General features: G+C 54.1%; 21 protein-coding genes and 1 pseudogene. 11 read left to right on the forward strand and 11 right to left on the reverse strand.

The annotated features are described in order from the left end of the window. Positions 1-3 precede the first annotated feature (3 nt). The 7 genes and pseudogenes from QJQ48_RS28370 (at position 4) to QJQ48_RS08945 (ending at position 5,868) form a co-directional block, all read left to right on the forward strand. Positions 4-233: pseudogene (locus QJQ48_RS28370) on the forward strand (toxin-antitoxin system HicB family antitoxin). Positions 234-441: 208 nt separating this feature from the next. Continuing rightward, positions 442-999, forward strand: a complete 558-nt coding sequence (locus tag QJQ48_RS08920) for a Uma2 family endonuclease (RefSeq protein WP_346290868.1) — start codon at positions 442-444, stop codon at positions 997-999. 80 nt (positions 1,000-1,079) lie between these two features. Further along, positions 1,080-2,555, forward strand: coding sequence for a DNA-3-methyladenine glycosylase 2 (gene alkA / locus QJQ48_RS08925; RefSeq protein WP_346290869.1), 1,476 nt, complete (start codon positions 1,080-1,082; stop codon positions 2,553-2,555). Between the two features lie 9 nt (positions 2,556-2,564). Next, entirely contained in the window at positions 2,565-3,056 is a 492-nt protein-coding gene (locus QJQ48_RS08930; RefSeq protein WP_346290870.1) for a methylated-DNA--[protein]-cysteine S-methyltransferase, read from the forward strand. 8 nt (positions 3,057-3,064) lie between these two features. After that, positions 3,065-3,949, forward strand: coding sequence for a DMT family transporter (locus tag QJQ48_RS08935; protein WP_346290871.1), 885 nt, complete (start codon positions 3,065-3,067; stop codon positions 3,947-3,949). Between the two features lie 55 nt (positions 3,950-4,004). Further along, positions 4,005-4,625, forward strand: coding sequence for a hypothetical protein (locus QJQ48_RS08940; RefSeq protein ID WP_346290872.1), 621 nt, complete (start codon positions 4,005-4,007; stop codon positions 4,623-4,625). A 124-nt stretch (positions 4,626-4,749) separates the two neighbouring features. Continuing rightward, positions 4,750-5,868, forward strand: a complete 1,119-nt coding sequence (locus QJQ48_RS08945) for a hypothetical protein (RefSeq protein WP_346290873.1) — start codon at positions 4,750-4,752, stop codon at positions 5,866-5,868. A 150-nt stretch (positions 5,869-6,018) separates the two neighbouring features. On the opposite strand, the gene mfd is transcribed toward QJQ48_RS08945, so the two are convergent. The 9 genes from mfd to QJQ48_RS08990 all read right to left on the reverse strand — a co-directional run bounded on the left by mfd (position 6,019) and on the right by QJQ48_RS08990 (position 14,883). Further along, entirely contained in the window at positions 6,019-9,591 is a 3,573-nt protein-coding gene (mfd, locus tag QJQ48_RS08950) for a transcription-repair coupling factor (RefSeq protein ID WP_346290874.1), read from the reverse strand. A 69-nt stretch (positions 9,592-9,660) separates the two neighbouring features. After that, positions 9,661-10,131 (reverse strand): HNH endonuclease, encoded by a 471-nt coding sequence (locus QJQ48_RS08955; protein WP_346290875.1) that lies wholly within the window; start codon positions 10,129-10,131, stop codon positions 9,661-9,663. A 32-nt stretch (positions 10,132-10,163) separates the two neighbouring features. Beyond that, positions 10,164-10,589, reverse strand: coding sequence for a hypothetical protein (locus tag QJQ48_RS08960; protein WP_346290876.1), 426 nt, complete (start codon positions 10,587-10,589; stop codon positions 10,164-10,166). A 6-nt stretch (positions 10,590-10,595) separates the two neighbouring features. Continuing rightward, positions 10,596-11,180: a hypothetical protein gene (locus QJQ48_RS08965; RefSeq protein WP_346290877.1), complete on the reverse strand. Its 585-nt coding sequence runs from the start codon at positions 11,178-11,180 to the stop codon at positions 10,596-10,598. A 322-nt stretch (positions 11,181-11,502) separates the two neighbouring features. Next, positions 11,503-12,246: a phycobilisome rod-core linker polypeptide gene (locus tag QJQ48_RS08970; protein WP_346290878.1), complete on the reverse strand. Its 744-nt coding sequence runs from the start codon at positions 12,244-12,246 to the stop codon at positions 11,503-11,505. 127 nt (positions 12,247-12,373) lie between these two features. After that, on the reverse strand, positions 12,374-12,982 hold the full coding sequence (locus QJQ48_RS08975; RefSeq protein ID WP_346290879.1) for a hypothetical protein: 609 nt from the start codon (positions 12,980-12,982) through the stop codon (positions 12,374-12,376). Continuing rightward, the gene (locus QJQ48_RS08980; protein WP_346290880.1) at positions 12,903-13,502 is read right to left on the reverse strand and encodes a phycobiliprotein lyase; all 600 of its coding nucleotides are present in this window, start codon (positions 13,500-13,502) and stop codon (positions 12,903-12,905) included. Before QJQ48_RS08980 ends, QJQ48_RS08975 begins: the two co-directional genes overlap by 80 nt. Before the next feature lie 29 nt (positions 13,503-13,531). Further along, on the reverse strand, positions 13,532-14,158 hold the full coding sequence (locus QJQ48_RS08985; RefSeq protein WP_346290881.1) for a molybdenum cofactor guanylyltransferase: 627 nt from the start codon (positions 14,156-14,158) through the stop codon (positions 13,532-13,534). After that, complete coding sequence (locus QJQ48_RS08990; RefSeq protein WP_346290882.1) at positions 14,155-14,883, reverse strand: hypothetical protein; 729 nt, start codon at positions 14,881-14,883, stop codon at positions 14,155-14,157. The genes QJQ48_RS08985 and QJQ48_RS08990 overlap by 4 nt, the downstream gene beginning before the upstream one ends. A 385-nt stretch (positions 14,884-15,268) precedes the next feature. Between QJQ48_RS08990 and QJQ48_RS08995 the strand changes: the two genes are divergently transcribed. The 3 genes from QJQ48_RS08995 (at position 15,269) to QJQ48_RS09005 (ending at position 19,027) form a co-directional block, all read left to right on the forward strand. Further along, the gene (locus QJQ48_RS08995; protein WP_346290883.1) at positions 15,269-15,811 is read left to right on the forward strand and encodes a hypothetical protein; all 543 of its coding nucleotides are present in this window, start codon (positions 15,269-15,271) and stop codon (positions 15,809-15,811) included. A gap of 370 nt (positions 15,812-16,181) precedes the next feature. After that, positions 16,182-16,997 (forward strand): substrate-binding domain-containing protein, encoded by an 816-nt coding sequence (locus QJQ48_RS09000; protein WP_346290884.1) that lies wholly within the window; start codon positions 16,182-16,184, stop codon positions 16,995-16,997. Positions 16,998-17,038: 41 nt separating this feature from the next. Continuing rightward, complete coding sequence (locus tag QJQ48_RS09005) at positions 17,039-19,027, forward strand: sensor histidine kinase (RefSeq protein ID WP_346290885.1); 1,989 nt, start codon at positions 17,039-17,041, stop codon at positions 19,025-19,027. A gap of 41 nt (positions 19,028-19,068) precedes the next feature. Here QJQ48_RS09005 and QJQ48_RS09010 read toward each other — a convergent pair whose 3' ends face one another. Both QJQ48_RS09010 and QJQ48_RS09015 read right to left on the reverse strand, forming a co-directional pair. Next, positions 19,069-20,580, reverse strand: coding sequence for an FAD-dependent oxidoreductase (locus QJQ48_RS09010; protein WP_346290886.1), 1,512 nt, complete (start codon positions 20,578-20,580; stop codon positions 19,069-19,071). Positions 20,581-20,675: 95 nt separating this feature from the next. Further along, the gene (locus tag QJQ48_RS09015; protein ID WP_346290887.1) at positions 20,676-21,740 is read right to left on the reverse strand and encodes a hypothetical protein; all 1,065 of its coding nucleotides are present in this window, start codon (positions 21,738-21,740) and stop codon (positions 20,676-20,678) included. Between the two features lie 462 nt (positions 21,741-22,202). On the opposite strand from QJQ48_RS09015, the gene eno reads away from it, so the two are divergent. Then, complete coding sequence (gene eno / locus QJQ48_RS09020) at positions 22,203-23,498, forward strand: phosphopyruvate hydratase (RefSeq protein WP_346290888.1); 1,296 nt, start codon at positions 22,203-22,205, stop codon at positions 23,496-23,498. The last annotated feature ends 144 nt before the right edge of the window (positions 23,499-23,642 follow it).

The raw sequence follows: 23,642 nt of genomic DNA on the forward strand, positions 1-23,642 counted from the left end.
AAGATACAAAAGCTTGCTGAACAGGATGGAATTTGATTGATCAGTTTGTTGCTTTAGCCGTTGCCGAGAAGATTTCAGCACTAACGACCGAAAGGTATCTCCAAGAACAAGAACACGCGAGCCGAGGAGATCGAATAAACTATGAGAGTGTATTAGCTAAAGTTGCTAACGTTGAGCCAGAACCCTACTGGCGCAACACAGCTAAAATGGAGAATGAAGTAGGGTGCTGTTAGCGCAGCGTAACGCACCGAATCCAAGGGTTTTAGCCTATTGATCATTTGCACCATTTGAGGCGTGTCAGCCCACTACGATCAGTTAGCGTCAGCATAACAACCCTGGTGTAGCGAGCTGATTGAAACTGCTGATAGTCTTGTCAAGAAAACTGTAGCCGCTGACCAGGAAATTTAAAACCAGTCAAACTGTCCCCACAAGACATTATTCATGATTGCCGTCCCGCATTACGTCAGTCCCGAAGAATATCTAAACATCGAACGCCAAAGCCCCATTCGTCACGAATATCGGCGTGGCCTAGTCTACGCGATGGCAGGGGGGACAGATAACCATGATCGCATCACGTTTAACCTTCTCAAGCTGATTGACAATCACTTCGGCGACCCCTCCGAATGTCGTTTTTACTCTGGCAACGTAAAAGTTAGCTACCAAGATGAGTTTTATTATTATCCAGATGCTTTCGTCACCTGTGATCCCCGCGATCGCGATGACCGCTATATCAAGCGATATCCTAAATTGATTGCTGAAGTCCTTTCTTCCAGTACACAAGCCTTCGACTTAGGCGAAAAATTTGACGATTACCGACAGCTTGAATCCTTAGAAGACTACGTTTTAATTTCGCAGGAACGTCAATATGTAGAGTGTCGTCGCCATATATCCATAAACAGGTGGGAGACGACAGTTTACGAGACAGGCGATATGGTCATCCTCAAAAGTATTGACCTGACGTTTCCAATTTCTCAGCTATATCGCGGTTTAGACACTTAGAATCAACAACCATGTCCGAAAATGGCGAGACAGTTCTGGTCAGAGTCGCTAGAGTCAAAGGGTCGTAATCCTCTATTGGCATGTCTGCCTTAGATGCCCATTCCTGCTACCAGGCAGTCCTGACCCACGATCCCCGCTTTGACGGCGTTTTCTTTGTCGGCGTTGCCACCACCAAAATTTACTGCCGCACCGTCTGCCGCGCCCGCATCCCCCAGCGGCAAAACTGCAGCTTCTATCCCAGCGCCGCTGCTGCTGAGCAAGCAGGCTATCGCCCCTGTCTGCTGTGTCGGCCTGAGCTAGCCCCCGGTCATGCCCGGATTGACGCCATCGGACGCCTCGCCGCCGCTGTGGTCAAGCGGATTGAGGCAGGGGCTTTGGAAACGCAGCGATTTGAAGACTTGGCGCAGGAGTTGGGAGTCAGCGAACGGCATCTGCGCCGCGCCGTCCGGCAGGAACTCGGGGTTTCCCCAATGGAACTGCGGCAAACCCACCGGCTGCTGCTGGCCAAACAGCTTTTAACCGATACTGCCCTGCCAATCGCAGACATTGCCTTTGCCAGCGGCTTCAGCAGCCTACGCCGCTTCAATGCCCTATTCCAGGAGCGCTATCGCCTCCAGCCCAGTCAGCTCCGACAGACTAAAAATCTGCCCCTGCAAGACAGCATTACCTGCGAGCTAGCTTACCGCCCGCCCTTAGACTGGCAGGCTTTACTAGACTATTTAGCTGGACGGGCGATCGCCGGTGTGGAAACCGTCACGGGCGATCGCTACTGCCGCACCGTCCGACTAGGCCAACATCGCGGCTGGCTGACAGTTGAGCCAGTCATAGACCAGCCAGCTCTACGGGTAAAGCTCTCCCTCTCCCTAGTTCCAGTGTTGCTGCCCGTTTTAGCCAGGGTGAAAGCGCTGTTTGATCTGACGGCGGAACCCCAGCAGATTGCCGCTCATCTGGGAGCACTGGCGCGGAACCATCCAGGGCTGCGGGTACCAGGAGCCTTTGACGGTTTTGAAATTGCGGTGCGCACAGTTTTAGGGCAGCAGGTGAGTATCAAAGCGGCCAACACCCTAATGAATCGGTTTATCCAGCACTTTGGCGAGCCGACAGCGGCCCCGTTTGCCACTCTGACCCATTTGCCTCCAACTGCCGAGACACTGGCGCAGGCTGATCCTGATGCGATCGCCGCCTTGGGCATTGTCAAAACCCGGGCTCAGGCAATTGTGGCCCTAGCTCAGGCGATCGCCAATCGCGCCTTGTCTCTGCAACCGGGCGGCAACACCGAGCAAACTGTAGCGCAACTCCAAACCCTTCCCGGCATTGGCCCTTGGACAGCGCAGTATATCGCTATGCGGGTGCTAGGCGATCCAGACGCCTTTCCCTACAGCGATTTAGGCATTCGACAGGCATTAAATGAGAAGAATTCAAAACGAATTTTGGCGATCGCGGCTCAGTGGCAGCCCTGGCGGGCCTACGCCACCCTGCATTTATGGAAATCTTTAGAACGCCAAAAATCTCAGGTTCAGCCTGCTCCGGTTTCAGCGGTCATTTCTGCGACTTGAGGCACTGCCATGATTTACTTCACTTTTTATGAAAGTCCAATTCAAACTCTGCGGCTGGTTTCCGATGGGCGATCGCTGCTGGGCCTCTACATGCTCTCTGAAAAACACGCCCAAATTTCAGCTCAAGACTGGATAGAAGACGAGACAGCCCAGCCCTTTGCCTTAGCGCGCCAGCAGCTAAGCGACTATTTCGCAGGGGCTTTAACCCAGTTTGACCTGCCTCTCAGTCCCCAAGGTACACCGTTCCAGCAACGGGTATGGGCCACACTGAAAACAATTCCCTATGGCGCTACGCTGTCCTATGGCGAACTGGCTCAGCAAATCGGACAGCCCCAGGCTGCTCGCGCGGTGGGTCTGGCCAATGGTCGCAATCCGGTGTCCATCATCGTGCCCTGTCACCGGGTCGTGGGGGCCAATGGTAAGCTGACGGGCTATGGCGGCGGCGTTGAGCGCAAACAGTGGCTGCTCAACCACGAGCGTCTAAATCGAATGAAACCATAGGACTGCTGATGAAACTTTCAGATATAGCGGAGCTGTTGCTGCTAGCAGCGGTTTGGGGTGGATCGTTCTTATTTATGCGGATAGCGGCTCCGGTATTAGGGCCGATCTGGCTGATTGAATTTCGGGTATTGCTAGCGGGCTTGGTGCTGCTGCCAATCCTAGTCCATCTCAATTTGATCCAGGAAGTCCGCCGTCGCTGGCTGCCGCTGCTGGTGGTGGGCGGCGTCAATTCGGCGGTGCCTTTTTCGCTGTTTGCCTTTGCGTCAATTTCATTGCCCGCTGGCTTTATGGCAATTTTGAATGCGACCGCGCCTCTCTTTGGCACTGTCGTAGCGCTGATTTGGCTGAAGGAACCGCTGACGCCACCGCGCCTGATGGGATTTATTTTAGGATTCGTGGGGGTTGTGATTTTAGTTGGCTGGAACGCGATCGCCGCTACCCCTGCCTTCTTTCTAGCGGTAGCTGCTGGGCTGTTTGCCTCTTTGCTCTACGCGATCGCCGCTCCCTACGCCAAACAAAACCTAGCGGGTGTGCCTTCTTTGGTGGTGGCTACGGGCAGTCAGCTTGGGGCCGCCTGTCTACTCCTGCCTGCCTTACCGTTTACGGCCCCGCAGCAAATACCTTCGGCTATAGTGATTGTTTCAGTGGTTGCTCTCGCCCTGCTTTCTACCTCTTTCGCCTACATTCTTTACTTTCGTCTGATCCAAAATATTGGTTCCACTAGAGCCTTAACCGTTGCCTATTTGATCCCGCTGTTTGCCATGTTCTGGGGCGCAGTGGTGCTGCAAGAGGCAATTACAGCCTCAATGCTGTGGGGCTGTGGCTTAGTTTTGCTGGGAACGGCGATCGCCAATGACCTTTTCGTCAAACTGCTGCGTGGCAAAAAGACTTAGCAGAAATTCGTCTAGAGTGAGAAGCGGGTGGGCGGCAGCGATCACCGTTAGCAACGTGAGTAATCGACATCAAACTCGTGTGTTCCATTTTGGATTAACCTGGCTGAAAAAGCTATTGGAGAACTGGGGAAAGCAGCGATCGCGGCCTGACCCAGCAGCCGAGGCAGAAACAGGCGATCGCGTCTGCTCCTCAATCTCCTCGGCCTCACTCAGCCCCGATCTGCAGCAAGAAATCCGAGCCGAGCGCCCATTCTCTCTGGCCGAAGCCATTGGTCGAGAAGGCGGTGATTTTCTCAAAGGCGAGAATCTAGTACCCAGACCGCTGCGGGCGATCGCTGAAATTAACCTCTTTATCGATCAGTATCTTGTTGATCGGCCCGGTGCGCTGCATCTGGTGCTGCAAACCTGGGTCAAGTCCGATAGCCGCGTCAGCCAGCATTTCGACGCGCCTCTCTTGGCCCTAGAAAAGATCTTGGCCGCTATCCTAGCTGACTCCTATCTTTTCTATGAATTTGCCCGTCAGGTCAATGCTCAGTGGGGCAGTCTCTACGATGAAATTCCTCGCTTTCAGCCACCGGGTCAGCCGCCCCACCCTCAAACCGCATATCCCCACGCCTGCGTTAAAAAACAGCTTACCGAGTTGCAGACTCAGTTGCAGGCGTTATCTAACAACTAGCAATTGGTAGGGTGGGCATGCCCACCCTACACGTGTTCTGTCTCAAATTTGGTAACCAACCTCTACCGTCATCAAACCTTGACTACCTTAGAGAAATCAACCCTACGCTACAGAAAAGGTTTTTATGGTGTCTCCTCGAACTGTCAGCTTTTATGCCAGCTTGGTGCTTCTAGTTGCAGGTGGCTCCGCGATCGCCGCTCAGGCTTCTTCCCTACAGAGCGCCCCAACTTCTACCATTCAGCTAACTCAGACGCCTGCTAACACGTCTCCCGTCCGTCTACTCACTCGCCGCATTCAGCAAGATCTAGCCCAGCGGCTCAACGTGTCTCCCAGCAGCCTGCAAATTATAGAGGCCACCCCGCAGACCTGGCCTGATCAGTGTCTGGGGCTAGCTCGCCCCAATGAACGCTGCCGGGGGGGTGAGGTGCGGGGCTGGCAGGTGCAAGTTGCCAGTGCCCAGCAAATGTGGACCTATCGCAGCGATCGCTTCGGCACACGGCTGAAGCTCGAACCACTAGCCGCTGCCCCTGACTTCGGCACAGGTGACTTCTCCATTGAAACCAGTCAGCGCCTCCTGCAGGCGGTAGCTGAACAAGTCAATCAGCCTATTGATCGCCTGAGCGTTCTGGAGGTGCAGTCTGCCACCTGGGATGGTTGTCTCGGCGTTTATCAGCCGGATCTGGCCTGCACCGCCATTGCCCTAGCGGGCTTTAGAACACTGGTCAGCGATGGGCAAACGGTTTGGGTCTACCATCTCAGCGAGGATGGTGAGCAAATTGCCCAAAATCCGACCGCTAGCGGCGCTCAGTTGCCCTTACTAGTATCATTCATGCCTGTTGAGGAATCGCTGAGTCCAGATGATGATTTGGGAGTAGAAGTGGTGTTTCAAAGTCAGCTCAGCGGCGATTTGGCAGGCTCGGTGCAGCGGACGGTGCTGATGGCTGACGGCCAGCTTTACCGCGAACAGATTCGCCCGCTTGATGGCGGTCAGCCAGTCCGCGAACAGATTGCGACCCTCAGCGCTGAAGAGGTAGACGCCTTTCGCCGCCAGCTAGAGCAGCATCGCTTCTCAAACCTCAACCGGACGCGCTACCTGACGGAGGCCGCCTTTGCCGACTATCCCACAATCCGTCTGCAAACCCCCTACGCCAGCGTTGACTATATCGACCTAGCAATCGAGCAGTTACCGTCTGACCTCAAGGCAGTCATTACCCTCTGGGATGACCTCACTCAGACACAATAGTTCAACGCGCCTACCCTGGGGGCGTAGGTCAACCTTTTCTGCCTATCTTACGGGTTAGCAAAAGCTATTCCACTGGCGATCGCGCAGGGCTAAGCGCGATCGCTTCGCTGCAATTTCAGGCGCGGTAGGTTTCAGAAGTATCAGCACGCTCTACACCAAAGCTGGTTCCTGTAAGGCTCCCTGCATTAAATGCAGCCAGTCGATCAGGTTTTCAAGCTGCTTTTCCGGTTTGAGGACGCCCATGCCGCGAATCGTCACCTTACCGGGCGTGTAGACAAAGCGGCTCTGTAAATGGCTGGGCAGCTTTTCCTGTAGCAGTTTCCAGGCGGGTTCTTCCATTGGAGTTTCCATCATTACGTGCTGCTTGCCTTCGGGGCGGATGCGAGAAAAACCAAGCTGCTTGGCCACTTGCTTCAGCTCTAACATGCGAATGAGCTGCTCGGTAGCATGGGGAATCGGGCCATAGCGATCGCTTAAATCGGCGGCGAGCTGAGTCAGTTCGCGGCGGCTTTCGGCAGCAGCGAGGGTGCGGTAGGTGCTCATCTTTTGGTCCAGGTCAGCGATGTAGCTGGCCGGAATGAAGGCGGTGACGTTGAGATCCACCTGGGTATCTTCCACCTGAGGAATTTCCTGACCGCGAATCTCAGCAATCTCCTCTTCCAGCATGTCCATGTAGAGGTCAAAGCCGATGGCGTCCATCTGGCCGGACTGCTCTGCCCCCAGGAGGTTGCCCACGCCGCGAATTTCCATATCCCGCATGGCGAGCTGGTAGCCAGAGCCAAGCTGAGCAAACTCCTGAATCGCTCGTAGCCGCTGCCTCGCTTTATCCGTCAGCTTGCTTTGCCGGGGGTAGAACAGCCAGGCATGGGCCTGAATCCCCGATCGCCCTACCCGACCCCGGAGCTGATAGAGCTGGGACAGGCCGAAACGGTGTGAATCTTCGATCAAGATGGTGTTAACGCGAGGGATATCCAGTCCTGACTCAATAATGGTGGTGCAGAGCAGAATATCCGCTTCGCCGTTGCTGAAGGTGAGCATGGTGGACTCTAGCTCTCCCTCTGGCATCTGACCGTGAGCGATCGCCAGCCGCACCCCCGGCAGCATCTCCCGCAGCCGCCCTGAGATTTCTTCGATCCCCTCGACGCGGGGCACCACGTAAAAGATCTGGCCGCCGCGATCGAGTTCTTGGCGGATGGCAGAGCGTACCGTTTCCGGATTGTAAGGCGCTAGGTGGGTTTTGATGGGTCGGCGGGAGGGGGGCGGCGTGGTGATCAAGCTCATTTCCCGCACGCCGGAAAGGGCCATGTAAAGAGTGCGGGGAATGGGGGTAGCGCTAAGGGTGAGTACGTCTACCTGGGTCTTTAGTGCCTTGATTTTTTCCTTCTGGTTGACGCCAAAGCGCTGTTCTTCGTCTACGACCAGCAGGCCCAAATCTTTGAACTTCACCGCTTTACCTAAGAGCTGATGAGTTCCCACCACCACGTCTAGTTCACCTGTGGCTAAGCGCTGCTGGATATTTTTGCGCTCCTCGGCAGTGCGGAAGCGATTGAGCAGGCCCACCTGAATTGGGTAGGGGGCGAAGCGCTCTTTAATTGTGTGGTAGTGCTGCTGAGTCAGAATCGTCGTCGGGGCCAGCATTGCCACCTGCTTGCCTGCCGTCACCGCCTTAAAAATGGCCCGAATGGCGACCTCGGTTTTGCCGAAGCCGACATCGCCGCAGACCAGGCGATCCATTGGCCGCAGGCTTTCCATGTCCCGCTTGACGTCCTGAGTCGCTTTGAGCTGGTCGGGAGTGGGCTGATAGGGAAAAGAATCCTCTAGCTCCTGCTGCCAGGGCATATCTAACGGGTAAGAAAAGCCTTCAAGCTGCGATCGCTGGGCGTAGAGCTTCAGCAAATCCACCGCTACTTTTTTGATCGCTTTGCGGACTTTGCCCTTGGTCTTTTCCCAAGCCTTACCCGTCATTTTGTTCAGCTCAGGCGCTTTGCCCGCCGCCACCCGGTAGCGGGACAGCGTGCCTACCTGATCTGCCGCTACCCGCAGCAGGCCATCAGCATACTGAATTACCAGATACTCGCGGGTTTCCTGATTGACCGACAGGCTCTCCAGCTTCAGAAAGCGGCCAATGCCGTGGCTGCGATGCACCACGTAGTCGCCTGGCTGCATCTTGTTAGGATCGACCTGCTTCGAGGTCGCCCGACGGCGCTTGCGCACGTAGCCCGCTGTGGCTAGGGTATGCTGGCCGAAAAATTCCCGGTCAGTGACGACAGCAATGCGAAACGTGGGCAGCACAAAGCCCTCTAGCTCCGCCAAGCCGGAGTATTTCACTGCCACCGGCGTTTTTTGAATCTGTAGCTTGTCAATCGCCGGATAGTCTTTGGGATTGGGCACAAACTGGGCCGGACAGTCATGTTCCTGCAGCAAGGCCACTGATCGCGAGGGCTGGGCCGACACCAGCCAAACAGCAAAGCCGCGATCGCGCTCCTGTCTCAGAGTTTCTGCCAGCTTGCCAAACTGGTGCGGCACCGCCGGAATCGGACGACTTGCTAAGTTTAGTCCGTTTCCTTCCTCCGCAATCTCGGATAGGTAAAGCCGCTGAAAGCATTCAATTTCCGCTGCCGCCTGCTCAAACGACCGATGAATTCGCAGCGATCGCCGCTGTCCTTCAGCTAGCCCATTGACTCCCCCATTTTCCCCACCTTCTTCATCTTCCCCATCTCCTGTCCCTCCGCGTCCCTGCGTCCCCGTGTCTCCCCCTATCTCAACAAATTCCTCAAACTGTTCTTCCACATGCTCAAACCAGCGATCGCTATGGGCCTGACACTGCTCTAGCTCATCAACGGCAATCAGGGTACTTGCTGGCAGGTAGTCTAGCAGCGAGGCGGGATGAGCAAAGGCAAGCCCCAGAAAGCGCCGCATCCCTTCAACGGTCTGCCCGTTTTCTAAGGCTTCTAGGGACTCAGGGGGTAGGAGCTGGGGTAGCAGTTCGGCTTGCCGCAACGCCTCAACCACCATAGGCGTGAAGTGGGTGGCGGTGAGGACAAGCTGCTCAATTTTGTCGAGGGAGCGCTGGGTAGTAGGGTCAAACTCCCGCAAACGCTCCAGCTCGTCGCCAAACAGCTCCACCCGCACGGGCAGCTCAGAGGCCACCGGAAAAATGTCGATGATGTCGCCGCGCTGGCTCCACTGGCCTTCCATTTCGACGGTGGCGACCTTCTCGTAACCCAACCGCGCTAGCTGAGCGGCAAGCTGCTTCAGGTTAATCTCCATGCCAAGCTGGAGGTTGACGCAGTAGTCCTTAAACACTTCTACCGGCGGCAGATAGGGCTGTAAGGCTCGCTCGGTCGTAACGATCGCGGTGGCGGCTAGGCCGTTGCCGACGCTGCCTTTCACCAGATCGGCTAGCACCTGCATCTGGCCCCAGGTCATTTCGGATTCCTGGTCAAACGGCTCGTAAGGAGAGGACTCGGAGGTAGGGTAAAAGTGCAGCGTAGACCAGCCCATCGCTTCTAGCTGGGTGGCCCAGCGTCCGGCTTCTTCTAATGTGGCGGTGATGATCAGCAGGGGCGACTGCTGCTGCTGGGCTAAGGCTGAGGCGACAAGTCCTTTAGGCAGGCGAGCAACGCCGTTGAGGCTGAGAGATTGCTGCTGGTTAAGTTTGGCGAGGAGTTCGGCGGCGAGCTGGGAGCGGCCTAGCGATCGCGTGACAGAAGAGAAAGCCATGTCGGAATCAGACAATCGTGAATGGGATGGGTTGAAATTTCAACATTTTCCCATTGTAGAAGGGCTAATTCAGAGTCGGCGCTGGCTGGCAGCAGATCGCAGAGATTTGAGCAGGTATCTGGGGCGGAAAAGCTGAATGTCTTGGTAGCGATCGCGGTAATGGAGAAAAGTGTAATGCTCGTATTCGTACCAGTGCATTTCACCTTTTTCCTGATTGCAGGTGTGGCAGATGACCCAAAGATTTTGAAAGTTGAGGGCTAGCCAAGGGTACTGGGCACGGGGCAGTTTGTGGTCGATAGTGCGCCCGCCAACATCGGCAAACCTCCGGTTACAGACAGGACAGGCCCAGTCGGAGTTATCTCTGGCCCACTGCTGACTTTCGGGGGTAGTGCCGCAGTTGCGATCGCCATTGATATAGCGCCAGTGGTTAAACTTTTGATACTCCTCAAAATCCTCCTGGGTAAGCCGATGATATCGCTTGCGACCAATCTCATCAGCTCGCTGAAAAAGTTCTTCTAAGCTGTGGTTGTCTAGGTTCATAGTCAATATCAATTAGGCATCAATTAGATAGTTCAGCGACGCTTTTTTAGACCGGAGTTTTTCTTAACAGCAGAACGGGATCTAGGGCGATAGTCAATCATTTCAGTGTCTTCTTCCGGAAACTGTCGATCTACAGTATCGGCAATAGTATTCACTGCTTGCGTAAGCTGCTGGTTGAAAGTCTGAATTTCTTCTGCAGTTTGATACTTGTGCCCAATACGATCGGCTTGCAGAAATAGGTCTTCTAAACTTGGCTCGTCCTCTTTTGCAGCTAGTAAAAGTTCTAGCCTTCGGTAAAGCTTGATTACGTTGTCCCAGCCGACGTTTTTATAGCCTTTTTGCTTGAGTTCGGCCTGCTCGGCTTTGGCAAGCTGATTTTTGCGCTGAGTATTGGTGCGCTGGACTGAGCGATAGTCCATGCCGTTGAAGCTGCGGCTGCGCGACGTAGAGCTGGTCATAGTGCGTTACCCCAATGTCCAGCGAAACAGGCGGATCAAAGCTTTACGAATTTCGCTGTCTTCGTAATCCAGTAGAGATTGAGTGTCGCGAGCAAGTCTGAGACGAATCTGATCGACAATATTTTTCAGGTCCTTATTGTCTTGTTTCAAAACTTCGTTGGCGTCAACCAGTTCGTCATTTTTTGTCGTTAGAGTTTGCACTTGGCTGGACAAAATCTGATTTTTAGAATTTAGCTGTTCGATTTGCGCTTCGAGCTTTTGCTGTTCTACTGATAAGTTTTTCTTGCGATAGCGTGATGATGCATTAGATCGCTCTAATACTGCGATTTGCTGCTGAAGCTGCTTTTGTTCTGAGTGCAGAGATTTCAGCTTTTTCTCTAATTGCTTTCGCTGCAGACCGAAATAGCGATTATTTTTACTTAGCTCTGTGTTCTTGGCGATGAAAGATTCAGCCAGTTTGGCAACGCTGGTCTCAGCTTGTAGCACTTGCCAGAGTTGATTGCATTCCTCTGTGCTCAAGGATTCACTGATATTCTTATTGATGCCAAACTCGACTTTTAGCTTGTTTTGAAGCTCTTGCTTCGTGCTCATTCACCGTCTCCCTCATGGGCTTTTCCTAATTATGCCTACAGGTAGCCGAGGAAGTGACACTTGCACCTAGCAGAAATCATAATCTCTGAGCTTAGTTGGTTCAGTGTATGAAGCTCTTATGAGGGTACGTTGAACGCTTGGAGCGAGGTGGATTAGGCTGTCGGTGGGGGTGAGAAAGTCTGTGCACTCGAAGGGTTCACCGAAGTTGTGCAGATACAGGCTGTGGATGACGGTGTTGAAACCGGGTTTGAAGCCAACAATCAACAGTGCTATGGCTGTAAAAGGTGAGGGCACGACAGGTCATGCCCCCAGCGCCGATAGGCTAAATCTGAATCCAGCCAAACCAGGACAGCACTACCGCAAGCACCAGCAGTCCCACAATCGCCGCGCCACCATAGGCGATCGCCGCGCCGGTCTTGCTGACCCACTGCGGATAGGGCGGGCGCTGCCAGTTCCAGCGATAGCCATCAGCGCCGTCAAAATGGTTGCCGAGCTGCTCTAGCTGGCTGCGGTAGTAGGCATCATAGCGGGGCAGATTCAGGTCAACCGGGCGATCGCCTAGGGTATGACCCAGCAGCACCCGGCGGCGGGGGTAGGGCACCGTATTGTCGCCAAAGTTCTCTAGATATTCCTGGCTGTTGAGCAGGGTTTCCACAAAGCCCTGATAGCCCAGGGTGGCAATCGTTGTAGACCAGGCCAACTTTTCGCGATCGCTGTAGACATCGCGCCCCAACACCCGGCGGATGCACTGCTCCACAAAGCGATAGTTGCTGTTGAGTTCGTAGAAGCTATCGCGGTAGGTGGGAGAGAGCAACAGGCCGCGAATAAAACCGCGCACCGTGATTTGACCGCTGCGGAGCTGAGATTCTAAAACCGGATCGCGATCGCACTCAAAGGCGTGAAAGAAGATCTGGCGGTAAGCCACCTCAATCAGCGTGTCCATTTCGGCAGGGGAGAGGCTATCGTCTACGGAATAGCGACGGGGCTGATCGTCATTGGGTAGTTCATAGCCATTGACGCGCTGATTTTGGCTAGAAGGCGCATATTCTAAAAGCGGAATGGTCACGGTTTTTATCCCTCTTTCTTAAGCAAAAGTACTTAATGGATCAGGATAAAGAGGAGATATGACCGTTGGGGTGACTGCTTAAAGCAAATCAAAGATTGACAATATTTCTAAAAAATTGTCTCAGTTTTTACAGTTTTCCTTCCCAAAAAGAATACTTGTTGGCTTGGCGACGGCAGGGAGGCCAACTGCTGAGTTCTGCATCGGTGAGCGTAGTTGGCGGCGGCGGCAGCGCTAAGCCTAGACAGAGATGCGACAAGACCTGTCGGAATGACGGATCATGTCCCGGTAAACCCACCTGCGCGTGGGCATATTCATGCACAACTGCCGCTTGCCAATCGGCGGGGGCAATTTGCCCCACATCAATCAGCAGGGTTACGGGCTGTACCTGGAGATTGCAGAGGGCATCAATGCCGTAGCGTTCTGCAATAGGCGCGGCTAGCACTTCTGCCAAAAGCTGCTGACCGGGCTGGAAGCAATCCTGACAGGCCGCTAGAAACTGTCGTAGCTGAGCGTTCACCCGCTCAACGTGCAGACCGATCCAGCGGTTAATCTGCAGTCGCCGCGACATCTCCTCCGGTAGCTGGATCATATCCGGCGCGATCGCCAGTTGCCGCAGCCGCTGCAGGTAGTCTGAACCCATCAGAACCGGATCGACCTCACCAGCCCCAGATAGAGTGGAACTGGGCGGCGGGGCTGGCTGGCTGGGATTCAACATGGGCACTCTCGGCAGCATCATCGGTTAGGCGAGTTTCAGCGCAGAAAGAAGCGGTGCTGAAGCCGCCAAAGCGCTGTACGGTGCTGGTGCGAATGCGCAGGTTGGGATTGGGAAACCAGAAGCGCTCAATTGAGCTAGTGGCTTCGTAGTCAGTAATTAAGTTGAGGCCGCCCTGATCGTCCACCTGAAAGTAACCGACTACGGGCATTTTTTCAGCATAGCCCACATCGCGCAAAAGCTTGCCCTGATTGGGATTGCCATCGTCGGGAACGAGGGCAAAAATGGTAGCGCCCTGGTGACCGTCTTTGTCTTGATCCCAGGCCATTGAGCCTTGCCACTGAACCGAACCACCGCCAATAGCCAGGTTGGGATCAATCTGGTGGAGCTGGCAAATCTCCGCCAGCCTGGGATCGCCCGCTTCTATGGCACTGGCTTGAATCTCCAGTTCTCCCAGTTCGGCCCGCCGAAACGGCAGGTGATGGGTGGTTCGCTGCGATCGCCAGCGCCCTTCACTCAGCCGAAAAAAGTCCATTGCCTCCATGCGTTTTCGCTCCTGAGAATCGTGTTACTTCAGGTTAAGCTGAATTGATCATCTTCTATAGTTTGCCGTAAATCTGCCGGGGTGTTGCAGTTAAACAAGAGACGGCGATCCCAGCCTTCGATCGGTTCAACTGTTTGATGGCTGAGCCAGCGCTGAAAAGAGCGTCCGCTCGTCGCCAAAAAACGTTCTAGATCAGGCAGGCTCTGACGGCGATAGAAGCCACACAAAGGTTCCCAGCCCTTCGGCTGATGGGGCAATAGGGCGACCGTACCGGGCGGCACCTGCGGTAAGCGCTCTGCCCACTGCTGCAAGATGTCGGCCTGCAGGTTGGGCAGGTCGCAGGCTAGCAGCAGTACCCAGTCTGCCTCTACCTGCCGCAGCCCTTGAATGAAGCCCACCATTGGCCCGTGGGAGATTTCGGGAAAAGGATCTTCGGCGTTGACTGGGGTTTCTGCCACCCAGCGGCACTCCTGCGGCAGCACAGACCGATAGCGATCGCCCCAGGGCGTGACCACATAGATCGGGTCGGATAGACTGTGGGCCACCTGATAAATGCGCTGCAGCAAGGGCTGACCGTCAAGCTGCAGCAGCGCTTTGTCCGTTCCCATACGGGTACTGTTCCCGCCGGCTAAAATGATGGCGGCCAGTGAGGTCATCGTCTTTGGGGTACTTTTTTAGGGGCAGGCGGCGGCGCGGATTTAGGGGTCTGGGTTTCGGCCCAGTGCGTGCCTTTGAGGAAGTAAATCAGGACGGTCACAGCCGCTAGCAGCATATAAAAGATGCGGATGCCCCAGCCAGCGAGGCGAAAGACGCGGGAGAAAACCCCCGGTTCTACGCCGCTGAAGCGCGTCAGCTCCGATCGCACCCATTTCTCTTCAGCTGCGAGGTTTTTGAGATCGTCGGCGTCGGTGGGCAGGACGGGGACCTGGGTAGTATAGCGATAAAAGCCCCAAAACCCGCGATCGCCAACCTGCGTCATTAGCAGGTCGTTAGTTAGGTTCTCAGCCGCTGCCAAAGAGATGTCTGAGCGATCGGCAATTCTTTGAATCCAGAGATGCTGGCGGGTGACATAGCTAGCACTGAAAACGCCTGCCGCTAGGATAAAGACAAGCAGCATAATGCCCACTTTGGGCGCAACGCCTCTGAGCTTAGGCAGAAAGATCGTAGCCGCGCCCAGCCCTAGCCCCAGCAGGGCAAAGACGACAATATTGGAGAGTTCAACAATCTCTAAACTTTTGAGCAGTCCCCCAATCCAGGGCACCGAATAGACATAGCGTTCAGCCGCCCAGGCGATCGCCACCTTCACCCCGGCTAGCAAGAGCGGTAGCGCTAGCAGACACAGCAGGAAAAGGGCGATATTTTTAATCTGAGAAGACCGCATGGTTTATGAGGAGTCTTGTCCTCAGCAAAGGGTTAGCTGCTAGAAACTAGCTGACGAGTCTGATAGTAGCCCTAGCCGCAGTCGGCTGCTCTAAAATATAGCGCACTGTTACATTTGCCTGAGGATTTCGGCGCTGAGTCCTGGGCTGTAGCCGCCCTTGCAAAAAGCTAGGCTGCAGGCCACACGACTCTGGCTCAATAGAGCCGTAGACGCTGTGTGATACGCCACAAATCTCCCTCAATGTATAGTCCTACGGCGTATCCAGCAGGCTGATTTTTTCTGAGATTCTCCCACACGACTGAAGCATCTCCACAGCGCGATCGCCATTATGAAAGCGTACTGCCAGGGCTGAACTGGCTAACAAGAAGTAGGGAGAGACTTTATTATGTACGTTGGTGAAACTCAAAGAGCAATTGGGCTGTTTAGCGATCGCGCTGTGGCCGAAGCCGCCTTAACCAAGCTACGGGATGCGGGCTTCAACATGGACAAAATTTCGGTTGTGACCAACCGAGACTGCGCCACCTCTATGGCTGGAACCGAGGTCAAAGGCAAAGACGAGCAGGCCAAGGGCGGCGCTAAAGCGGGGGCTGTCGCCGGTACCGCTACGGGCGGCATTATGGGTCTAGTAGGCAGCCTGGGCGTCTTAGCGATTCCAGGAGTTGGCCCGGCTCTAGAACTAGGCGTGGTCTTAGCCAATACGCTGCTGGGCGCAGGCATCGGTGCGGCTGGCGGCGGTCTGCTGGGCGCCCTGATCGGCTGGGGCGTTCCCGAAGAAAAAGCCAAATACTACAATGAACGGGTGGAAGCGGGTGAGTACCTCGTCATGGCGGAAGGTACGCCAGAAGAGATTCAAATGGCCGAGGCAATTTTAGAAGAAAACCGGGTGCAAAGCTGGTATCGCTACACGCCCCAAAGAAGTAGTCTGTAGTTTTTTTAGTGACTTAGTGAATTAAAGTTGGGCGTACGGCAACGTGCGCCTTTTTAATAGGTGAGCGTCCTTTTAAGTCCCCAGCAACAATTCGTGTGCTCTCAAATTTCGTATGTCTTTATACAAAGAAGCCGCAATAGTCGGGAAAACTATGTCTAAATCCATATGTAGCGACTGCTATAGCAGCTGGTAAGGCTGGAAGTCATAGCCCCGCTCAACGGGCATTTGCTGCAGGCCAAGCGTTTTACCTTTGGATGGATGTTCCCTGGATCGTGATTTGGTTTGGAGTGCAGAAATGAGACGTCGTAAAACCTGGGCTTTGATGCTGAGCGGCCTAATGATATTTCCCTTAGGATGCGGAATCATACCCGTGGCCTCTTTACCAGAGAGCCGTGACCCGGCTCAAGATGCGGCCTTAAAAAAACCGCAAGCCAGCCAGAAGATTGACATTATTGGGGCCAGTACGCCCTATCCTGCTATCAAATTACTGGCCTCAGCCTACCAGTCAAAGGTCGGCGATATCCAAATAACGTTTCTGGATTCTAGTCAGTCAAGCGGCGGCATTGCTGGGGTTAAAGCAGGCTTGGCGGAAATTGGTACCGTTACCCGCCCGCCCAAATCGACAGAAGCCGACGACAACTTAGTGCATCTTGAAATTGCTAGAGACGCCTTGCTTATTGCCACTCATCCCAGTGTTGAAGGCGTTGATGATTTAACTACCGCTACCCTACAGGCTATTTACAGCGGTGAGGTGACAAACTGGAAAATGCTAGGTGGCCCCGATGCTGAGATTGTTGTTTTAGATAGGGCAGAAGATACCTCAGCCAAACGCCTGCTACGTAAGCACTACTTAGGCTCAGATCTCAAAAATGCTCCTGGGGCCATTAGGCTGCGCCGCGAATCAGATCTAATTGAAGCCCTACAAAATACGCCCTACAGCATTGGAACCGTCTCTTGGTCCAGGATTGCTTCTGGCCAACCGCCTGTGAAATCCATGAGTCTTGACGGCATTGCTCCCACAGCCGCGAACTTAGATTCGGGTAGATATGCTATGTATCGCACCTTGGGAATTGTTTGGTATGGAACACCGTCCGAAACGACCCAAGGTTTCATTAATTTTATTTCTAGCGAGACGGGGACAAACATCTTGCAGCAAGCTGGCTTTGCTCCTGCCCTAACAAATTAGGTCCATAAATTGGCAAATGGAAATTATCTATTACAACCATTGTGATCAATCTTCGCTACTCGAAACTCCCCTTAGCGGGTAAAATCCTACTTCCGATACTGTCTGTTTTTCTCGGCATGTGGACGGTGGGAACGGTTGCGGTAGGCTACCTTGAGACTAGCAAGCAGTCGAATGATTTAGAAAGAGAAACCCGGAATGCTGCAGTTCAAATAGCCAAAGAGATTGACGCAGCCCAAGAACTTCTGAGCTTTAAAGCAAAATCAATTACTGACATTGCTCCCCTATCAGAAGCCGTGGCGGCTCAGGATGAACAAGCCCTATTAAAAATTCTGCTACCGCTCAGATCAGATCTCAAATTAGATCTGGTCAAAATTTTTGATCGCGAGGGTATCGTTCTATCTGATTTAAGAAGCACTGTTTTGGGTTCAGCCCAGCTTCAGGACTCAGAAGTGATGGAATTTGCTCGCCAAGAGCTACTGGTGAACAGTCTGGTGGTCACGGCAGATGGAGCAATGCCCTTGCTGATCAAGACCCTATCAGTGACGTCCCGCCAGGGGGACGTTGGTAGCATCATGGTGGGTTATGCCTTGACGCCAAAAGTTTTGAGCATGATTTTGGGGCCTAGACGGCAGCAAATTCTGATTCTACAAGACTCAGAGGTGATCGCCGCTACGTTGCCCATCCAGACCCCGGTAAACTGGTCGCCGCAGCCTTCACCGTCGCAGCTAGTGCAAATTGATGGAGCTGCTTACCTCGGCCAATCTATTGAACTACCCCAGATTATTGATGACCGATTTCAAGCTGTTGTATTGACGCCGCTAGCCGCATTTCGAGCCTCTCAGCGACAACTTTGGCTTTTGGTCGGCAGTGTGGGCTTGGTTGGGGGGCTGATGGTTTCTGCTATCAGCCTGTGGATTACCCGCTTGATCACCCATCGAATTACTAAGCTGACAGAAGTCACCCAAAAACTAGCAAGCGGCGATCTTGGCGTTCATATACCCGCTGATGGCAGTGATGAAGTGGCCCGGCTGGCGATGAGCTTTAACTACATGACGGAGCAGCTCAAACACCGCGATCGCAAAATTAAGGCGCAGCTAGAAGAATCAGCGCAGTTGGTGAAAGAACTCCAGCAAATGCCAGAACGAGTACACATGGAAAAGATGGCAGGGTTGGGACAGATGGTCGCTGGAGTTGCCCACGAAATTAACAATCCAGTCAGTTTTATTTACGGCAATTTATTTCCGGCTAAAGAGTATTTTCAGGATTTACTTACCCTGGTTCACCTATATCAGCAGTATTCTCCCAATCCTCCCCGCGAAGTTCGAGAAGCAGAGAACCGTATCGACCTCGACTTTGTGACTAAAGACTTGTCTAATCTGTTGGAATCAATTCAGTCAGGGGCAGAACGGATTCGACAAATTGTTGTCAGTTTGAGAAATTTTTCTCGCCGCGATGAAGCTGTTATGAAAGCGGTCAACATCCATGACGGCCTCGACAGCACGCTCACAATTTTAGGCCATCGTCTGAAGGCTCAGTCCCGCCGACCAGCCATTGAAGTCATCAAAGACTATGGTGTTTTACCCCCTGTTTACTGCTTTGCCGGGGAAATCAACCAGGTATTTATGAATATATTGAGCAATGCTATTGATGCGCTTGAAGAGAGTATGGTCAAGTCAGATGCACAAGCTTCTGAGCACGAAGTCAATCTCTATCCGCAAATTCGATTACACACAGAGGTGAATGACCCCAATTGGATCACCATTGGGATTGCCAACAACGGTTCAGAAATTTCTGAAGCAGCTCGCAGTAAGTTATTTGACCCTTTCTTTACCACCAAGGAAGTGGGGAAGGGAACGGGGTTGGGCCTCTCTATCAGTTATCAAATCATCGTTGAAAAACACAAAGGCAAGATATGGTGCAATTCCCGCTCCAATCAAGGCTCTGAATTTATTATTCAAATTCCAGTAGGTATCCGTCCTGCTCCACCCGAAACGAATCTATTGGTAGCTGAGACCGCCACGGAGACTTGACACAGGACGGGATTTTGACTGAACTTCGCTAGAAGCCGCTCTTATGCTTTGTTCTCTAGCGGATTGACGGCAGGGGCGTGCAGAATTTCCCCTTCGTAGCCGAAGCGGGAGCCGTGACAGGGGCAATCCCAGCTTTTCTCAGCGTCATTCCAGGCGACGATGCAGCCCAAGTGGGGACAAACTGCTGAGACTGTGTGCAGCTGGCCGCTGGTATCTCGGTAGGCAGCAATTTTCTCGCCGTTATGGGTCACTAGCTTGCCTTCACCCACCTTGACCTTTTCAGCAGAGTCAAAAAGACCTTTGAGGCGATCGCCCACCCAGCGAGTACCCACATCCAGATTTTGCTTGACGGACTCCTGGCTGACAAACGGCGTCGGTCGGGTGGCGTCATAGAGCTTAGCCCAGGGATTGCCAACCCCTAGAATCGTGTCTGACAGAATCATCGCCGACAAGACCGACTTGCTCATACCCCAAAGGCTAAAGCCAGTGGCGACATAGGTGTGGTTGCTGGCAGGGGTGAGCTTGCCGATATAGGGCAGCTTGTCAAAGGAGACAAAGTCCTGGGTAGACCAGCGGTACTCTGGCATCACGCCAAACTGAGTCTGCATGTATTCCTCTAAGGCTTCATAGCGCTCTTCAGTAGCCGCGTCATCGCCAACTTTGTGACCTTCGCCGCCTACCAGCAGCAGAGTGCCGCCATCATCGGTGGGCGTAGTGCGCAGCGAGCGATATTTTTCGCCAACGCCAATGTAGGTATCCTGAGGCGCTTTATCAGCGTCAATCCGACCGCCAACGATATAAGAGCGCTGGGGATAGCTCTTCGCAAAGAACAGCCCCGGATCAAGGATAGGCAGGTTAGTGGTCACGACCACGTCCTGAGCCGTGATCGTCGGGCCATTGCGGGTCATGACGCGGCAGGGTTCTTCACCTTTAACGGTCATGACGCGGGTCTGCTCAAACACATAGCTGCCGTCACCGGGAAGGGTGGCCGCGATCGCTAGCGTAAACTTGCGGGGATGAAACTGCGCCTGATTGGCAAGCTGGAGTGCTCCCGTGACAGCAAAGGGCAGATCCAGCGTTTCTACCAGCGTCACGGGAAGTTCTAGGCTGATGGTGGCCTTGAGTTCCGCCTGCAGCTTTTCTAAGCCAGCGGCATCGGTCGCAAAGGTGTACGTATTTTTGCGCTCAAAGTCGCAGTCGATATTCTCAGCCGCCACAATTTGGGCCAGCTTCTCAACAGCGGCCAGATTAGATTCCCCATATAGGCGAGCATTCTCCTGGCCGTGCTGCTTGATCAGCTCAGCATAGATTAGCTGGTGCAGCGCCGTCACCTTAGCCGTCGTGTGGCCCGAAACGCCCTTACCAATATGCTCAGCTTCAATAAGGGCTACGGTTTTACCCGCCCGCTTTAGCAGAAAGGCTGTGGTTACGCCCGCTAGTCCTGCGCCCACAATGGCAACATCGACAGCGACATCTTGAGTAACAGCCGGATAGTTGGACGGCAGCGTAGAGTCAATCCAGTAAGAAAGGTGGTGTTCAGCAAGCGGCGTCATAGGGTCAGCTCCTCAAAAGGATAAGACCTATTTTGGTGAGAACCGAGCGGCAATCTCATCTGCCCTAAGACGTGATATTCCTGAGATAAACAGGACTAGACACCTGAGGCTCGCATCTTGTAGGGAATTTCTTCGATGGGCAAATTCTCGGTATCCAGGTTGTCGTAAATTAGCTGCAACCGCTGCTCGCCAGCATACTTAATCAGCTTGCCGCTGTACTTGGCGGCCCTAGTCCCTAAGCTTTGAATCCGCACCTTGCCGTTAAAGACGGTGGCCCTCGCCAGGTAAAGCACCAGATCGTCCCGTGACGGGCGGTTGACCGTGGTGCTGGCCGTCAGGTGGGCAAGGCCCCGTTCGTCGAGTTCCTGAGTTAGCGCCATGGCCGTATTGCGGATGCCGCGAATGGCGACGATCGCGGCGGCGACGGCCAAAGTGATGTCAATGCCGGTGTCTGTCAGAATCTGATGGGTGGAGAGATACTGAAAATTCTGCTCCCCCAAATCATCACGGATGCGCCGATGAATTAGGTTGTGGGGATGGTAGTTAGCCAGTGCGCCCGCGATCGCTCCGCAGGCCGCTCGCGGTTCGCGCCAGGGAGACTCACGGGTTTTGCCATAGATCCGCTGGCCATTTTCTTCTAGCCGCCCGACGTGGGTTTTCAGATCGACCGCCACTAAAACCATCGACTGAGGATTGCCCGCATAGAGCCGCTGACGCAGGGGCTGATCGAGCTGATGGGCCACCGTAACGTGGGCCAGGGTAGCCCCATTGTCCGTACCGCCCCCGGCGGGGAAGAAAGCTTCTAGCTTCAGCTCGCCAATTTCAGAGAGGGTGGCAAAGCGCGAGGCGACTACGTCCCGGTAGCGTTTAGTCACTTCGCCCTGGTGAATGCGATCGCCGCAGTTGGTATAGGCCAGAGTTGTGACTACGCTGGGCAGGCTCAAATCAGCGCCGCAGGCTCTCATATCGGTGGGACTAGAGGCGGCAAACTGCAGTTCGTCTCGCAGCAGTTGCAGGCCATTGATCAGCGTATAGCGATCGCTGACAATTTCGTTGAGATAGTTGTGATAAGCATTGCGTTCCATGCCAAAGCTGGCTGAGAGCTGCCAAAACTGGTCAACTCGCTGCTGGGCAGCGGCGGCATCAAAATCAGAGGACATAGCAGTTTGCTCAAAAGCGCTAGGCATCAATCTTAGAGGTAAATTTGAGTCGCAGGATAAATTGCTGGGCCATTTCAGTTCCCGGCAGGCCAACGGCACCCTCTATTGCAGCTTATTTAGGCTCTAGGTTAAATCCTCAAAACTTATGCACTTGACGAGGTTTCAACGGCTCATAAGATCTCCCCGACTGTCGCTACCCCCTTATCAAGGGGGGCAGGGAGATTCTACCGCTATCCCTAGCGCCGTGAAGCTTGAACTGCAGAACTTCCTAATCCTGCCAGATCCCAAAGTGTTTTGGAGATTCCGGCTGAATTAGAGACTTCGCCTTATGCTAACGATTGGATTGACTGGCTAGGTCAGCGGCTGAGAGGATTCGGTAGCGTAGCGGCTAGACATCTTTGCCCTTTAACGCCTATCCTGCACTCAATCTGAGAGTCATGCCGTCGATGAGGAATGAGAGAGATGATTGACACAATTGACACTGCTATTGAAGACATTCGGGCGCGCGAGATTCTAGATTCCAGAGGACGGCCCACGATTGAAGCTGAGGTTTACCTGTCTAACGGTGCTGCCGGACTGGCTCAGGTTCCCAGCGGCGCTTCGACGGGTAGCTTCGAGGCCCACGAGCTGCGGGACGGTGATAAGAGTCGCTATGGCGGCAAAGGCGTCCTCAAGGCGGTAGAGAACGTAGAAGAAGCGATCGCCCCAGAGCTAATTGGCCTCAATGCCCTAGAGCAAACGGTGATTGACCAAGCCATGATTGACCTAGACGGCTCCGGCAATAAATCCAAACTGGGGGCCAACGCGATTTTGGCGGTTTCGCTGGCCAATGCCAAAGCCGCTGCCGATGCAGTGGGCCTCCCCCTCTACCGCTATCTGGGCGGGCCGCTGGCTAACGTGCTGCCCGTACCGCTAATGAACGTGATCAACGGTGGTGCCCACGCCAGCAACAACGTCGATATTCAAGAGTTTATGATCGTGCCCATTGGGGCCTCTTCTTTTAAGGAAGCCCTGCGCTGGGGCGCAGAAGTGTTTGCCACCCTGAGCAAGGTGCTAGCGGACAAAAATCTGCTCAGCGGCGTGGGAGATGAAGGCGGCTATGCGCCCAACCTGCAGTCTAACCAGGCGGCTCTAGATCTCTTAGTCGCGGCGATCGAGCAGGCAGGCTATAGGCCCGGAGAGCAAGTCGCCCTCGCCCTCGATGTCGCTGCCAGCGAATTCTACCAAGACGGTCAGTACACCTACGATGGCGCCGCTCACTCCCCGGACGAGCTGATTCAGTATTTGGCTGAGCTGGTGGGCACCTATCCCATCGTGTCGATTGAAGACGGGCTGCATGAGGACGACTGGGAAAGCTGGCAAAAGCTGACGGCTAAGCTGGGGGATAAAGTGCAGCTCGTGGGCGACGACCTATTCGTCACTAACCCCACCCGCCTGCAAAAGGGCATTGATCAGGCCGCAGGCAACTCTATTTTGATTAAGCTCAATCAGATTGGCTCCCTGACAGAAACCCTACAAACCATCGATCTAGCCACCCGTCGCGGCTATACCTCCGTGATTAGCCACCGCTCCGGAGAAACCGAGGATACAACCATCGCGGATTTGGCAGTCGCTAGCCGGGCCGGACAGATCAAGACGGGTTCTCTCTGTCGCAGTGAGCGCGTCGCGAAATACAATCGTCTGCTGCGAATTGAGGACGAGCTGGGGGATCAGGCGGTCTACGCGGCGGAAGTCGGCCTCGGCCCCGGTCAAGGATAGATATCATCGGAGGCAGTAGGTTGGGTGCCTTCCTCCCAACCTACTTCAAGCAAAAAGTTCGTAGGATGGGCAAAGCAAAGCGTGCCCATCAGCGCGTAGACATTAGGCTGATGGGCACGGATTATCATCCTTTGCCCATCCTAC

It is taken from the genome of Sphaerothrix gracilis Ecp01, from assembly GCF_030405905.1.
GTDB lineage: Bacteria > Cyanobacteriota > Cyanobacteriia > Phormidesmidales > Phormidesmidaceae > Sphaerothrix > Sphaerothrix gracilis.